Source organism: Candidatus Paceibacterota bacterium, assembly GCA_028718635.1.
GTDB lineage: Bacteria > Patescibacteriota > Minisyncoccia > Phycocordibacterales > UBA9973 > UBA9973.
On the sequence record JAQULK010000001.1, the window covers coordinates 156,301 to 172,569 of the forward strand.

General features: G+C 36.7%; 11 protein-coding genes and 1 tRNA gene. 9 read left to right on the forward strand and 3 right to left on the reverse strand.

Features of this window, described 5'->3' with window-relative positions; translation table 11 throughout:
* Nucleotides 1-4: 4 nt before the first annotated feature.
* Entirely contained in the window at nt 5-826 is an 822-nt protein-coding gene (gene dapF, locus PHT16_00780; protein ID MDD5720971.1) for a diaminopimelate epimerase, read from the forward strand.
* 4 nt (nt 827-830) lie between these two features.
* Here dapF and PHT16_00785 read toward each other — a convergent pair whose 3' ends face one another.
* Nucleotides 831-2,531, reverse strand: coding sequence for a GspE/PulE family protein (locus PHT16_00785; GenBank protein MDD5720972.1), 1,701 nt, complete (start codon nt 2,529-2,531; stop codon nt 831-833).
* 69 nt (nt 2,532-2,600) lie between these two features.
* Here PHT16_00785 and PHT16_00790 point away from each other — a divergent pair, with 69 nt between their 5' ends.
* The 3 genes from PHT16_00790 to PHT16_00800 are packed head-to-tail and all read left to right on the forward strand — an operon-like array spanning nt 2,601 to nt 6,309.
* Nucleotides 2,601-5,114 carry a DNA polymerase gene (locus PHT16_00790; protein MDD5720973.1) on the forward strand — a complete coding sequence of 838 codons (2,514 nt, stop codon included), beginning with the start codon at nt 2,601-2,603 and terminating at the stop codon, nt 5,112-5,114.
* A gap of 22 nt (nt 5,115-5,136) precedes the next feature.
* On the forward strand, nt 5,137-5,616 hold the full coding sequence (locus PHT16_00795) for an isoprenylcysteine carboxylmethyltransferase family protein (protein ID MDD5720974.1): 480 nt from the start codon (nt 5,137-5,139) through the stop codon (nt 5,614-5,616).
* 21 nt (nt 5,617-5,637) lie between these two features.
* On the forward strand, nt 5,638-6,309 hold the full coding sequence (locus tag PHT16_00800; GenBank protein ID MDD5720975.1) for a hypothetical protein: 672 nt from the start codon (nt 5,638-5,640) through the stop codon (nt 6,307-6,309).
* A 3-nt stretch (nt 6,310-6,312) separates the two neighbouring features.
* Here the strand turns inward: PHT16_00800 and PHT16_00805 are convergent.
* Nucleotides 6,313-6,385 (reverse strand) — tRNA-Lys (locus PHT16_00805).
* A gap of 22 nt (nt 6,386-6,407) precedes the next feature.
* On the opposite strand from PHT16_00805, the gene PHT16_00810 reads away from it, so the two are divergent.
* The 5 genes from PHT16_00810 (at nt 6,408) to PHT16_00830 (ending at nt 15,143) form a co-directional block, all read left to right on the forward strand.
* On the forward strand, nt 6,408-8,654 hold the full coding sequence (locus tag PHT16_00810; protein MDD5720976.1) for an excinuclease ABC subunit UvrB: 2,247 nt from the start codon (nt 6,408-6,410) through the stop codon (nt 8,652-8,654).
* A gap of 158 nt (nt 8,655-8,812) precedes the next feature.
* A complete protein-coding gene (gene uvrA, locus PHT16_00815) occupies nt 8,813-11,473 on the forward strand; it encodes an excinuclease ABC subunit UvrA (GenBank protein MDD5720977.1) in 2,661 nt (886 codons plus the stop codon).
* Nucleotides 11,474-11,551: 78 nt separating this feature from the next.
* Entirely contained in the window at nt 11,552-12,844 is a 1,293-nt protein-coding gene (locus PHT16_00820; GenBank protein MDD5720978.1) for a GIY-YIG nuclease family protein, read from the forward strand.
* 25 nt (nt 12,845-12,869) lie between these two features.
* Nucleotides 12,870-14,618, forward strand: a complete 1,749-nt coding sequence (locus PHT16_00825) for a hypothetical protein (protein MDD5720979.1) — start codon at nt 12,870-12,872, stop codon at nt 14,616-14,618.
* Between the two features lie 39 nt (nt 14,619-14,657).
* Nucleotides 14,658-15,143, forward strand: a complete 486-nt coding sequence (locus PHT16_00830) for a TrmH family RNA methyltransferase (GenBank protein ID MDD5720980.1) — start codon at nt 14,658-14,660, stop codon at nt 15,141-15,143.
* A 219-nt stretch (nt 15,144-15,362) separates the two neighbouring features.
* Here the strand turns inward: PHT16_00830 and mutM are convergent, their stop codons facing one another.
* Entirely contained in the window at nt 15,363-16,268 is a 906-nt protein-coding gene (gene mutM / locus PHT16_00835; GenBank protein MDD5720981.1) for a DNA-formamidopyrimidine glycosylase, read from the reverse strand.
* Nucleotide 16,269: the final 1 nt, after the last annotated feature.

Genomic DNA, 16,269 nt, shown 5'->3' on the forward strand with positions numbered 1-16,269 from the left:
AAATATGATTGAATTTTACAAATATCACGGCGCTGGGAATGATTTTATTATGATAGACAATATCAATAAAAATATTTCTATGCCAAAGGAGCAAATTGCTTTTTTGTGCGATCGGCACATGGGCATAGGGGCGGATGGATTAATTTTCCTTGAGCTGTCCCCGAAGGCAGATTGTTTTATGAATTATTACAATGCGGATGGAAGCTTGGCAGAAATGTGCGGTAATGGTATCAGGTGTACAGCCAAATTTTTCTTAGAATTAACAAAATCAAAAAAGAAAGAATTATTTATAGACACCAGGGCTGGAATAAAAAAAGTAACATGCAATAAAGACGGAAGTTTTTCTGTGAATATGGGAATTCCAGTTTTTTCTCATAAGGATTTCCCAAAAGAACCTCTTGTGTTGGAAAACATTAAATTTAATTTCGTTTCGATGGGTAATCCGCATGCTGTTGGTTTTATAAAAAATATTTCTGAAATTGATATATCTAAAATCGGCCCCAAAATAGAATCGGATTCTAATTTTCCAAATAAAATAAATGCAGAGTTCGTGGAAAAAGTTAATGATACTTATTTTAAAGTAAGAGTTTGGGAACGCGGATGTGGGGAGACTCTAGCTTGCGGCACAGGGGCTTGTGCTGTGTTTGCCTGCGTTAGGCCTTGCCTAACGCAGGCAAAGAGTACAAAAGAAATAACATTAGAATTTCCTGGCGGGAATCTTTTTTTATCAGAGAATAAAGAAGGAGAAATTATTCTTCGCGGGGAAGCGCAATTTGTTTTTAAGGGAGAAATAAATAATATACAAGGCAAAACTTTGTATATTTAAATTTTTATTCCTCTTTTAGGTCTACTACGCTTTGCACTTCTTCAAAAGAAGTAATGCCATTTAACATTTTTACCAGACCATCTTGGCGCATTGAAAGTATTCCTTGCGTGCTTGCCACTTTTTTGATTTCTCTTTCGCTTGGATTTTCAGGTATAATTTTTTCGATAGCCTCATCAGTTTTTATCGCTTCGAATATTCCTATCCTGCCCTTATATCCGATCATATTGCATTTGTCACAACCTACTGCTCCAAATAATTTTATTGGCGCATCGGGATTTATATTATAATTTGAAAGATTTTTACCTTCATTTTTTATACTGTCCATGACTAATTTTACGGTTTTCAATTCTTCTTCACTAGGTATTTTTTCTTTCTTGCAAAAAATACATAATTTGCGGACCAATCGTTGAGCAATGGAAAGGGAGAGGGCGGAAACTAATATTTTAGGGTTTACTCCCAGGTCGATCAAACGGGGAATGACACCAGCTGCGTTGTTTGTGTGCAGAGTAGAGAAGACGATATGGCCAGTAAGCGATGATTGGACTGCCGTCTCAGCGGTTTCTTTATCACGAATTTCTCCAACCATCACTACATCTGGATCTTGGCGAAGCGCTGAACGCAAGCCCTCCACGAAAGTATAACCTTTTTCATCATTGGTTTGGGTTTGGGTTACGCCTATTAAATGGTATTCTACTGGGTCTTCTATGGTTATTATTTTTATTTCTGGAGAATAAATTTTTTGAAGAAAGGCGTAAAGAGTGGTGGTTTTTCCAGAACCAGTCGGTCCTGTAACCAAGATGAGTCCATTTGGTTTTATAATTTCCTTTTGGATTATAGAGAAAAGAAAAGGCTCTATTCCCAGCTCCTCGAGTTTTACTTGGATAGACTTCGGGTCCAAAATACGCATTACGATTGATTCACCATAAGCGCCGGGAATAAGAGAAGTACGAATATTTATCTCATCTTTTTCTTCAATAATACTAAAACGCCCGTCTTGGGCTATTTTAGAAGTGAGTTTCATACCAGAAAGTAATTTAATACGAGAATTAAGTAGGCGATATACGTCTAATCCAAAAAAGTTTGTATCTTGTAATACTCCATCTAGTCGAAGCCTTAGCCTGCTTCTTTCTTGTTCTGGTTCGATGTGAATATCAGAAGCTTTAATCGCGATCGCGCCAGCTAAAATTATTTCAAGTAAATGAGAAATTTTATGAATTTTTTTTCCTTCTAATGCCTCGGCAACCATTTTTTGGATATCTTGCATTTTTTCTATTTTTTTTGATGTTTCCCTTAAAACTTCTCCAGAAATATCTATCCCACCAATTAGAGAGTTTTCTGCCATGGAAATTTCTTTATATCTATCCCAAACCTTGTTTATACTTGCAGTAGATACCATATAAAAAGTTGGTACTAGGTTTTTTCTTTCCAGATCGTCTTTTAACTTTTTTATAAGATCGTCGGAGGGGGAGTGTAGTGCTATAAAAATATTTTTCCCAAAAAGCTTAAAAGGCGCGATGTTTAATTCTCTCGAATCTTTTTCAGATATTGCGCGAAGTGCTTCGTTGTCTATTCCAATGCGGGCAAGATTAATATAAGGCAGGTTATATTTTGATTCTGCCAGTGTCGCCACCAATTGTTCTTCTTCTTGTTTATGCAATTCGTCTAATTGTTTATTTTGTTTTTCCTCATCAAAAACTGTTGCCATATGTAAAGTATACTGTATTTTCTTTAGTTCCCCAAGTCATCCCTTTAGATAAATGTTATAATTTATATAATGCTAAAACAGAAAACAGATAATAGTAAAACATTAGTATTACTAGATGCTCATGCGATAATCCACCGCGCTTATCATGCCTTGCCGGAATTTTTGTCTTCCAAAGGCGAGCCGACGGGGGCGCTTTATGGGCTTTCCACTATGCTGATGAAAATAATTACTGAGTTAAAGCCGGATTATATTGTGGCCTGTTATGACTTGCCCCAAAAAACTTTTAGGCACGAAGCGCATGATGGATATAAGGCAGGCCGAGCGAAAACCGAAGATGCCTTGATAATGCAATTAAAAAATTCTCGCCAGATTTTTGACGCTTTTGATATACCTATTTATGATGCGCCTGGTTTCGAAGCGGATGATGTTTTGGGGACTATCGTGGAGAAATATAAAAAAGATAAAAATTTGAAAATCATTATTGCATCAGGAGATATGGATACTATGCAATTGGTGGATGATAAAAAAGTGCAAGTTTACACTTTGAAAAAAGGCATCAATGATACTATTTTGTACGATGAAGATGCGGTTGTAAATCGATTTCATTTTAAACCAAAATTCCTTCCTGATTTTAAAGGATTGCGCGGCGACCCTTCAGATAATATCATCGGCATTAAAGGCGTCGGCGAAAAAACTGCTGAAATCTTAATCTCAAAATTTGGAACCATTGAAGAAATTTATAAAAAAATTAAACAAGACGAAGAAGTTTTTAAAAAAGCAGGCATCAGTCCTAGGATGATTGAGTTGCTCAAAAATAACGAGGAAGAGGCTTTATTTTCAAAAATTCTAGCGACGATCAGAACTGACACGCCGATAGATTTTGTTTTGCCTGAAAAGACTTTTTGGGAAAAGGTGGATTTTAAAAGAATTGAACAAATTTTTTCAACTTTTGAATTTAGAAGCTTAGTAACGCGTTTAAAAAACTTTTTTGAGAATAATGGGAATAAGAATAAACAAGAGCCCCCAGAGGATTATGCTCGCCGTCATTCGCACTCCGTCTTGGAAGGGCAAGATCCATCTGGTCGCAGCGAAGATTCCTCTGAGCATAATCCTCTGGGGGCTGAACCCATAGATTCGCAAAAACTTCAAGAAGCCAGTATCGCCCTTTGGCTTGTCAATTCTGATATACCGAATCCCAGCTTGGAAGATATCTTATTTTTTACCCATACGAACTCTTTTGAAAAAGCTTATGAACATATTTTCAAAAAACTGAAAGAAAATAATTTGGAGAAAGTGTATGAAGAAATAGAAAAACCCATTATCCCGATAGTGAAAAAAATGGAGGATTATGGGATTTTGATAGATAAAAAATATTTTGAAAAATTGTCTGCTGAATACCATAAAGAATTGGATATTTTAACTAAAAAAATATATGCGCAAGCTGGTGTTGAATTTAATATAAATTCACCCAAACAATTGGGAGAAATACTTTTTGGTAAAATGGGCATAAAATCACCAGGTAAAAATGGAGCAAAAAAAAGTGCAAACGGCGGATTTTCTACTAAGGTTTCAATTTTAGAAGAACTGGAAGAAGAAAATCCGATTATAAAAGAAATATTATTTTATCGAGAATTGCAGAAATTGCTTTCTACATATATTGATGTCATTCCTAAAATGGTGGATGCTAACGGCCGTTTACACACAAAGTTTTTGCAAAATGGTACCACGACGGGAAGATTTTCTTCTCAGAATCCTAATTTGCAAAATTTACCTATCAAAACAGAACTTGGTAGAAGGATCCGAGGCGGTTTTATTGCGCCCAAAGGTTGCAAACTAGTTGCTTTTGACTATAGTCAGATCGAATTACGCATGGCTGCAATGCTTTCTGGAGATGAAAAAATGACCCAAGTTTTCCGAGATAAAAAAGATATTCATGCGGGAGTTGCTTCTTTTGTTTTTGGTGTGCCAATAGAAAAAGTAGATAGTGAAATGCGCCGAAAAGCAAAAGTGATAAATTTCGGAATTATTTATGGTATGGGGGTTTCTGCTCTGCGAAAGAATCTCGTCCGACCAAAATCGGACTCCGACACAAGGTCGGAGGTGGTAACTCGCGAGGAGGCGCAAAGATTTTATGACAATTACTTCAATCAATTTTCTGGCGTGCGGGATTATTTAGAAAAAGTAAAAAAGTTTGTGCGAGAAAACGCTTATACCGAAACTTTATTCGGCAGACGCAGGAATTTTCCAAACATAAACTCCAGAATTCCATTTTTGAAAAATATGGCGGAGCGTACCGCGACCAATGCTCCGCTCCAGGGAACAGCCGCCGATATTATCAAATTAGCCATACGATATGCGGAAGAAGATTTGAAAAAAGCCGGCTTGTCAGAAAGCACTCATCTGATACTTCAAATTCATGATGAACTCGTTTACGAAGTGGAAGAAAGTGTACTCTCAAAAGCTGAAAAAATAATAATGGGTGCGATGGAAGGGGTGCTTCAAAGATCATATATACATTATAAAACGGATATTCCGCTCGAAGCGCACTTTGGTTTTGGGGACAATCTCAGGGAAGTCAAATAGTGTTTTGTGCTATACTTATGGCATGGAAATAGAAAATAATAACAAAAACACGCAAATACAAAAGGAGGGCGTACACAAGCTTTTGGCGCATTCGCACGCGATGCAGTTTGTTTTGTTTATATTCGGTTTTTGCCTTGATTTGATATTCGGGGTTAAATTTTTTACCGGTCCTGCTTTTTTGTGGACAGGATTGCTATTTTTAGTTCTTGGCACCATTTTGATATTTTGGGCGCAATATACTTCGCATCATTTAAATAGAGAAAACATCACTAAAGAATCTTTTAGTAAAGGGCCGTATCGTTATATTAAAAATCCTACCAATTGGGGAATATTTTTTATGATAGTGGGTTTTGGGGTCATCACTAATTCTTTTTTTGTTATTTTGTTTGGGATAATTTCTTCTCTGATTGCAAAGTTTGTTTTTCTAAATAAAGAGGAGAAAATTTTGACGGCAAAATACGGTGATCCATATTTGGAATATAGAAAATCCGTCAGGTTTTGATTAATTTTTTAAAAAAAATTTATGCTCTATCTTTTTTCTGGAGATGACTCTAAAAATAAAATTTTAAATTATGAAAAATTCATAAAATCTTTGTCTGAAAAAAAAGGGGTACCCCCTTCTGATATTTTTTTCATAAATAGAAATGACTTTGATCCCGTCCAAATTGAAAGTTTTTATTCTGGAGCCAGTCTTTTTTCAACCTTGTCGGTGATAGTTTTTCAGAATATTTTTGAGTATGAGGAAACAAGGGATTTTGTTTTAGATAAATTAAAACAGATGGGGGAGTCGGATAATATTTTCATATTTTCAGAGGGAAAACTCAAAAAACCGATACTCGATGCTTTTAAAAAAATCGGGGAAAAAAGAGTTCAGATTAATATTTTTGAGTTGCCAAAGCAAAAGCTGGAAAAGTTTGATAATTTTTTGGTGGCAAATGCTTTTGCTAATAAAGATAAGTTAAACACCTGGATTTATTTCAGGCAGGCGATGGACGCCGGAGTGATAATGGAAGAAATAATCGGAGTTCTTTTTTGGAAAATTAAAGACATGCTTTTGAAAAATAATTTTAATAAATTTTCTCCCGAACAGCTCAAAACTTTTGCTTCTAAAATTTCCTATCTCCTGCCCGAGGCCCGCAAAGAAGGACGCGATGCCGAGTCTGCTTTTGAGCAGTTTTTACTTGAAGCTTTCTAAATGTGCGCCCTGTTGGGATCGAACCAACGACCTTATCCTTAAAAGGGATCTGCTCTACCAGCTGAGCTAAGGGCGCATCATATGATAGTATAAGAAATATGTTGAAAAATCAACCTGCCCGCCCTCCTAAGTCAGGAGCAGGCGGGGGAAGTATCTTTAAATTACATAAACCTTTTGAGCCAGCGGGGGATCAGCCAGTGGCTATCAGAGCGCTTGTGCAAGGTCTGTCTAAGGGAATGAAAAAGCAAACATTACTAGGAGCCACCGGCACAGGCAAGACTTTTACTATGGCAAATGTCATAGCTCAATATAACAAACCAACTTTGGTAATAGCTCACAACAAAACCCTTGCCGCCCAGTTGGCCCAAGAATTTCGTGAATTTTTTCCAGATTCCGCAGTGCATTATTTTGTTTCTTATTATGATTATTATCAACCAGAAGCCTACATGCCTGCATCGGATACTTATATTGAAAAAGATGCCTCTATCAATAAAGAAATAGACATACTTCGCCATGCTTCCACGCAAGCGCTTTTAACAAGACGAGATGTGATTATAGTTGCCTCGGTTTCTTGTATTTATGGTTTGGGTTCTCCGGAAGAATATGAAAAAGTTAATTTAAAACTTGAAATTGGTATGACGATGGACAGATTGACCTTAATGAAGAAATTAATTCAAATTCATTTTGAACGTACCAATGCAGATCTTACTCCTGGAACTTTTCGTTCCATCGGTTCGCGGGTGGAATTTATGCCAGTTTCGGAAAGTATAATGTACCAAGTTGAAATGCAGGGCGGGAGAATTTCCAAAATAACAAAAGTTGATCCAGTTTCTTCTATTATAATTTCTGAAGAAAAGAATATTTTTATTTTCCCAGCAAAACATTTTATTACTGAAGATGCAAAAAAGAAAAAAGCGCTTATAGAAATTAAAAAAGAGCTAGCACAACAGCTAAAAAAATTTGAAAAAGAAGGGAAACTTTTAGAGGCTGAACGTATAAAAAGAAGAACTAATTATGATTTGGCGATGATAAAAGAAGCTGGTTATTGCAACGGCATAGAAAATTATTCTAGGCACTTATCAGGGAAAAAAGAAGGCGAACCGCCAGAAACATTGCTTTCCTATTTCCCTAAGACTGGTTTTCTTACGATTATTGATGAATCGCATGTCACAATTCCACAACTACAAGGAATGTACGCAGGAGATGCTTCAAGAAAAAACACTTTAGTAGAATATGGATTTAGACTACCCTCCGCAAAAGATAACAGACCTTTAAAATTCAATGAGTTTGAAAATAGAATATATAATTCTATTTATACTTCCGCTACACCTGCAAAATTTGAGAAATCAGAAAGTAATCAAATAGTGGAACAAATTATTCGTCCGACAGGGCTTGTGGACCCAGAGACAATAGTGCGACCAGTTTCCGAAGGCGCATTTCCTCCCCTCCTTAACAAGGAGGGGAATGAGGGGAGGTTCTTAATTAATTCACCTCACCCCAACCCTCTCCTTAGTAAGGAGAGGGGGAATAACTACCCTGGCCAGATTCAAGATTTTATTCAAGAAACAGAAAAAACAATTGCAAAAGGTTTCAGGGTTCTAGCGACGACGTTGACAAAAAAAATGGCAGAGGATCTTTCTGTTTATTTAAAGGACAAAAAGATCAAAGCAGAATATCTACACAGTGATGTAAAAACGATAGACAGGATAAAAATTTTAACCCAATTCCGCAAAGGCGAATTTGATGTTTTAGTTGGCGTAAATTTACTTCGTGAAGGGTTGGATTTGCCAGAAGTTGCTCTGATTGGAATTCTAGATGCCGACAAGGCAGGTTTTTTACGATCTGAAACATCTTTAATTCAAACGATTGGCCGTGCGGCTCGCAATAGTGAGGGTAAGGTTATTCTTTATGCCGACATTATGACTCCCGCGATGGATTATGCCCTAAAAGAAACTGCTCGTCGCAGAAATATTCAGCTTGCTTACAACAAAAAACATGGCATTACCCCAAAAACAATTATGAAAAAGATAAAGGATATCACCGAAGAAATGGAAAGCGAACATGGGAAAGTTGTAAACGCCGAGCTCCAGCTTGATTTGGAAGTTTTTAAGCGCGCTTATGCGAAAGAATTTAAAAAAGAAAAGAAACAAAATCGGAAAATACCGAACACCAGCTTGGGGCAGTCTTATTTGTCTGATGAAGAGATAGGCAATTTAATCTATGAAAAAATAATAAAAATGAAAGAAAAAGAAATGAACAAGGCAGTCAAAGAGTTAGATTTCGAGACTGCGGCGATACTAAGAGACGAGATCGGAGTTTTGCGAATGCGTACAGAAAAAAAATAGACTTTTTAGTTTTTTGTTGTATACTGTTTCTAATTTAATATTAAAAGAAAGTCATTGACACCCCCTATGAGTAACGGCGGGTGTATTGGATATTTTATACAAAAAAAATGAAAAATGACCCCGAAGGAAAGAGTACTTCCTACGGGGCAGGAAAAAATATGAAAAAAGATTTTCAAGACAAAATAATAGTAAAAGGCGCACGAACCCATAATTTAAAGAATATAAATGTGGAAATGCCTCGTAATAAAATGATAGCCATTACTGGTGTTTCTGGTTCTGGAAAATCATCTTTGGCTTTTGATACCATTTTTGCCGAAGGACAACGCCGATACGTGGAGTCTCTTTCTTCTTATGCGCGACAATTTTTAAACCAAATGCCTAAACCTGATGTGGATGAGATCACGGGTCTTTCTCCTGCAATATCTATTGATCAAAAATCTCGTTCAAATAATCCGCGCTCGACTGTGGCGACGATTACAGAGATCTATGATTACTTGCGAGTGATGTATGCGCGCATTGGGCATCCACATTGTCCTTTGTGTGGCGAAGAAATTAAAAAACTTTCCAATGAAGAAATTTTAAATTTTGTTTTGGAAAAGTTGAAAACACCCTCCTTGATTAAGGAGGGTGTAGGGGGTGGTAATTCCAAGAAATCACCACCTCGCCCTTCGGGCACTCCTCCTCAAAAAGGAGGAGATAAAATTCGTAAGGTTATGGGAGTCGAATGGGATGAAACAGAAATCAGTATTTTTTCACCAGTAATCAGGGGAAGAAAAGGGGAATATTATCAACTGCTTTATGATTTGCTTGGAAAAGGTTTTGCCGAAATTCGTCTTGATGGGATGATGAAAAAACTTCGCGAGCAAATAACTCTTTCTAAAAACAAAGCACACAATATTGATATTCTAGTGGATCATTTTGCTCTACATGAGTTTACGGATGATAAGGACGGTAGTAGAATGCGTCTTTCTGAGGCTCTAGAACGTGCGCTTCTCGAGTCTGATGGTTTAGTAACTATAAAAATCGGCGATGAGGAATTTATTATGTCTGCAAAATTCGCTTGTAAGAATGACGGTTTTTCTTTTCCAGAAGTGGAGCCGAGATTATTTTCTTTCAATTCTCCTTATGGTGCCTGTCCAGCTTGTAATGGCCTTGGTTCAAAATATTTTATGGGAGATGAACCTTGTGAAACTTGCCATGGCGCGCGTTTACGCTCTGAAGCCTTAAATGTTTTTTTAGAGGCTTCCAAGAAGAAGGTAAACATATTAGATCTTGCTTCTCTTTCTATAAAAGACGCATATACTTTTTTCAAAAACTTAAAACTCTCAGAACAAGAGAAGGAAATATCGGTGCCAGTCGTTCGGGAGATAGAAGCCAGACTTCAATTTATGCTGGACGTAGGTTTGGATTATTTGCAGTTGTCTCGCAAGGCGAACACTCTCTCTGGCGGAGAAGCGCAGCGTATCCGCTTGGCTTCTCAGCTTGGTTCGAGGCTCGTCGGCGCGCTTTATGTGCTCGATGAACCCACGATCGGACTTCACCAGCGAGACAACGATCGTTTGATAAAAACACTTCAAAATTTACGTGATTTAGGCAATACAATTTTAATTGTAGAACATGATGAGGATACTATATATGCTTCGGATTATATCGTAGATATAGGACCGAAGGCCGGGGTGCACGGCGGGGAAGTGGTTGTTTCCGGTTATTTAGAAGATCTATTAACTGCAAAAAAGAACACAAATAATTCTCGAACACTTAGTTATTTGCGCGGAGAAACAAAAATAGAAATTCCTAAAAAACGGCGCCATCCTAAAGGCGCGCTTCGAATTGCCGGAGGAAATATTTTTAATATTAACAACCTTAATGTAGAAGTGCCTCTCGGAGTAATGACATCTATCACTGGTGTTTCTGGTTCCGGAAAAAGTTCTTTTATGTATGAGATTCTTTATAAAAATCTTCAAGCCCGCTTTGAGCGAAAGTATCGCACAGCCAAGATTTTTAATTGTTCCTCATTTTCTGGGACTGAATATCTATCCAGAGTTATTTTGATTGATCAATCGCCCATAGGCAGGACTCCGCGTTCAAATATTGTTACTTATACAGGAGCCTTCACGCATATCCGAGATCTTTTTGCTTCGACCGAAGAAGCGCGCTTGCGAGGATGGAAAGCAAATCGTTTTTCTTTCAATGTGAAAGGTGGTCGTTGTGAGGCCTGCGAAGGCAATGGTGAGATAGCTGTCGAAATGCATTTTTTGCCGACGGTTTATGTCACTTGCGATGTATGTGATGGAAAACGTTTTGATAAAGAGACGCTTACTGTAAAATACAAGAAAAAAAATATTTACGAAGTCCTGCATATGACTGTAGAAAATGGCCTTACTTTTTTCAAAGATATTCCGGCGATTTCCGATAGACTGCAGACCCTCTTTGATGTAGGGCTTGGTTACTTGGAACTCGGCCAATCAGCTACAACGCTCTCTGGCGGGGAAGCGCAACGAGTAAAAATAAGTAGCGAGCTTTATCGTCCGCATTTGGAAAAAACTATTTATCTTTTAGATGAACCGACTGTGGGGCTTCATTATGATGACGTGCAGAAACTTTTGGAGGTTTTAAATAAATTGGTATCTCATGGCAATACGGTTGTCCTAATTGAACACAACCTTGATATTGTGAAAAGTTCAGATTACATTATAGATATTGGTCCAGAAGGAGGAGTAGACGGAGGTAAAATTGTTGCCAAAGGCACGCCGGAAGAAGTGGCTGGAAACAGCAAATCACACACTGGCAAATACTTAAGAAGAGTTTTGAGAAAATAAAATTACATTTGTCCCGTACTAAATTTTTGATTACGGGGTATAAAGATAAGCATTAATAATTAAAATTTTAGTACTGGGATGACGAATGAAACTCTAAAAAAATTAAAACTGCCAGATAAGCCCGGTGTATATTTTTTCTTAAAAAATAAGAAAATTTTATACATCGGAAAAGCGACCTCTCTTCGAGACCGCACCAAAAGCTATTTCAGCAAGGACTTGATAAATACCCGAGGTCCGCTTGTTTTAGATATGGTTTTTAAATCGGACAATATAAAATGGGAAGCCACCGATTCTGTTTTAGAAGCTCTTATTTTAGAAGCTAATTTAATAAAAAAATATCAGCCTTATTACAATACAAGAGAAAAAGATGATAAGAGTTTCAATTATGTCTGCATCACAAGGGAGAAATTGCCAAGAGTATTAGTAGTTAGAGGCCGAGTTTTAAAAAATTATAAAGGAAGTATCTTTGGCCCGTATACTAGCGGTACCCAATTGCATGAGGCGTTAAAAATCTTACGCAGAATTTTTCCTTTTATTGATGACAAATCGAGTAAAAAACAAAACTATGAATTTTATAAACAGCTTGGACTGACTCCAGACGCATCATCTCCGAGTGAAATTTATTTGGATAATATAAAATATTTGAAACTTTTCTTTAAAGGCAAAAAGAAAGATATCATCCGAGATTTGAAAAAAAAGATGATGCAAAAAGCCAAAGAGGGAGAATTTGAAAAGGCCGGAGAAGTTAAAAGGCAAATTTTTGCGCTGAAACACATCAATGATATTGCGCTTATAAAAAATAGCTTCGCAGATAATAAAATTTTTGGTCCTGCGCCCTCCTTTGGGCGCATTTCTGGGAGCAAAGCGGGACCCTCGGACACAAAAATTTTATTATCTGCTTTGCTATTTCGCATTGAGGCTTATGACATAGCGCACATGGGAGGCAAAAATATGGTTGGGGTGATGACAGTTTTGGAAAACGACGAAGCAGTAAAGAGTGAGTACAGAAAATTCAAAATTAAGACTCAGAATAATGTAAATGATACCGGCGCACTCGCGGAAGTTTTAGAAAGAAGGTTGATGCATAAAGAATGGGCATTTCCAGATTTAATTGTGGTGGATGGCGGTATGGCGCAAATTAATGCCGCCAAAAGTGTTTTAAAAAAAATGGGTTTAAACATACCCGTAGTTTCTGTTGTTAAAGATGAACACCATAAACCGAAAGCCATAATGGGGGACAATCCACGCCACGGCAGGGCAAGAGATTTTGGATTAAAATATAAAAGAGAAATTCTACTAGCGAACAGCGAAGCACACCGATTTGCCATCAGTTATCATAAAAATATGAGGAATAAGAATTTCTTGATTTAGCGCGTAAAAAGCATAATATGTAAATATGAATTCCGAAACGCGGGTCTGCCAAAATTGCAAAAAAGATTTCACGATAGAACCAGAAGATTTTTCTTTTTATGAGAAACTAAAAGTGCCAGCGCCCACTTGGTGTCCGGACTGCAGATTTGTACGCAAACTCACTTTTATTAATGAACGATCTTTATATAAAGAAACTTGCGGTAATTGCAAAAAATCAATAATTTCAATGTATAGTCCAGAGAGCGGTATTTCTTCTTGGTGTATCAAATGCCACTTGAGCGATGTCTGGGATGCGCGCGATTATGGCAGGGAATATGATTTTTCGAAGACATTTTTTGAGCAGTTTAAAGAATTAAAATACAATATTCCTCACAGAGCGCTTGATCAAAATGAACGCAACGGAGAAGGCTGTGAATATTCAAATTTATGCTTTGCGAACAAAGATGTCTATTTATCTTTTAATATTGTGGGTTCTGAGCATATAAAATATTCTAATAATGTTTTAAAACGAAATAAAAATTGTTTGGATTCTATGATTATTAAAGCCAACGATAGAGGATACGAGCTGGTACAAGCCAGCAACAATTACAACTCGACTTTTTTAATAGAAAGTGATCAGTGTGTGGATTCACATTTCCTTTATGATTGTTCAAATTGCGTAAAATGTTGTTTATCATGTAATCTTCGCAATAAAAGTAATGTTTTTAAAAATCAACAATTATCTAAAGAGAAATATGAAGAAGCAGTTACAAATTTGAAATTAGAAACATATTCAGGACAAATAAAGGCTAAGGATATTTTTAGGGATTTAGCAAAAAATGCTATTCATAAACATGCGCACATTAAAAATTCAGTAAATGTAGTTGGGGATTTTGTGGAAAATTCAAAAAATGTTTATCACTGCTATTGTGTGGCTGATGCGGAAAATGTTAAATATGTTTTTTTTAGTGCCAATGCTATGAAAGATAGCCAAGATGTTGTGTCATGTGGAAAGATTGAAGAATGTTATGAATTTACTTTAGGAGGAAGAGGTTCCAATCGAGTAGTTTTATGTCTTAGTTGTGGAGGAGGGAATAATAATTTGTTTTATTGTGATAATGTTAGAAGTAGTTCTAATTGCTTTGGTTGTGTGAATTTAATTAAGAAACAATATTGTATATTTAATAAGCAATATTCAAAAGAAGAATATTTCGAATTGTTGTCGAAAATTATGAAACATATGAATGAGATGCCGTATGTGGATGCGCTTGGAAGGGAATATGTTTTTGGTGAATTTTTTCCTACAGAGATTTCTCCTTTTGCTTATAATGAAACTCGAGCATTTGAAGAATGTCCACTTTCAAAAGAAGAAGTGCTTGCTTTTGGTTATAAATGGAAGGAAATAGAAGCCAAAGCCTATGTTCCAACAATAAAAGGAGATGCTATTCCTGATAGCATTAAAGATGTTGAGGATACAATTTGCGACGAAGTTATCGAGTGTCCCAATAAAGGTAAAGTAGAGACGCGATGCACTTCAGCCTATAAAATATTACCGGATGAGCTTTCTTTTTATCGACAAATGAATCTGCCGATACCTAGATATTGTCCGAATTGTAGATACCACCAGCGTTTAGCTTGGAAAAATCCTTTTCATTTTTATAAACGAGAGTGTATGTGTGAATTGCAGAATCATCAACACAAAGGAAAGTGTCTAAATAAATTTGAAACTATGTATGCTTCTGATCGACCAGAGATAATTTATTGCAAAGAATGTTATCAGGCAGAAATATATTAGGTGTTATCAAACTTGACGACCGTCATAAACTGATAATATATGAAAAAGGAAAATCAACAAGAAAATATTTTAATATTACACAATATCCGAAGCGTGGAAAACGTCGGGGCGATGTTTCGCACGGCTGATGCGGCGGGAATAAACAAAATTTATTTGTCGGGCTACACCCCAACTCCGCTTGATCGTTTTGGCAGAAAGAGAAGGGATTTAGCTAAGTCTGCGCTCGGAGCGGAAGAATATATAACTTGGGAATATAAAAAAAGCTTGCCCGCCATTTTGCGAAGCTTAAGGCGGGAGAAATATTTAATTATTGGAATAGAGCAGGATAAAAAATCGGTTGATTATAAAAAGGTAAAATTACATAATAAAAATGTTTTTATCGTAGGAACGGAAGTGACAGGCATACCTAAAAGTATTTTAAAAAAATGTGATGTAATTGCTGAAATTCCAATGCGAGGCAAAAAAGAATCGTTAAATGTTTCCGTGGCACTAGGAATAGCGCTCTTCGGGATTCTAAAATTATAGAATCAAAATTTTTGCCGGTACGGATTTTTTGAAGCTTAAAAAATCCTGAAGTTGGCTCGCCGTCGCTCGCCAAACCCCTTAAAAACTTTATTCTCTAATTTTAGAATCCAGAAATAAAATAAATATAAAATTTAGAAAGCCTTGCGCAGGCTGACGAGCCGAGCAGTTCGCTGGCGCACCAGCGCCAGATAGATTGCTTTATAAGTTTTGATATTTATTTTATTTCTGATGCACGGAGCAAAAATGCGCGCTGCGGCCGTTTATTATTTTTCTAATTATTGTGCCTTTACAACCTTTTTTTCTGCATTTTTCTCCTGTGCGTCTATAAGCTTCATGATGCAGTTGGAATTTTCCGGGCAGGCCATAAATATTTTTGTAATCTGACATTGAGTCTCCGCCGAAATCTATGCCTTTCGCGAGTGTTTCTTTGATGGCTTTGAATATCAATTTAATTTCTGGCTTTTTGAGCGTGGAAACTTTTCTCTCCGGATGCACTCCGGCGCGCCAAAGTATTTCATCTGAATAAATATTACCAATGCCGGCAATAATTCTTTGATCCATCAAGACTGTCTTAATTTTCCCATTTTGTTTTTTAAAAATTTGTAATTCGAAATTCGTAATTGTAAATTGTTTCTCTAACGGTTCCGGTCCGATATTATTCAGATGTTTACTACCTGCCCCGTAGGAAGTAATCTTTCCTTCGGGGTCGTGGGCAACGTTAGTATCTAATAAAGTAATTTTTCCGAATTTACGCATATCTGAAAAAATTAAATAATGTTTGCTTGTCCCGCCATGGCGTGGGTTAGATAAAGTGAAAACCACATGCGCAAATTTAATTTTTGGATCTTTGCCGTAAAATAAATAACCGGTCATCTTCATATGAACCAAGATGGTTTTACCTTCGGACAAGTTTATCAGGATATTTTTTGCACGTCTTTCGGCTGATATAATTTTCTTATTTAAAACTTCCTTTTTAAAATTTCTGAAAAATTTTGGATTTGCCACGCTGTCTCTTTTGCGCTTGTCTTTCGTCGCCAAATCAGTCCAAACGTCCTTTATTACAAGGCCTAGGACAGTCTTTTTGAGACCTCTTGTAGTTGTTTCTACTTCTGGTAATTCAGGCATG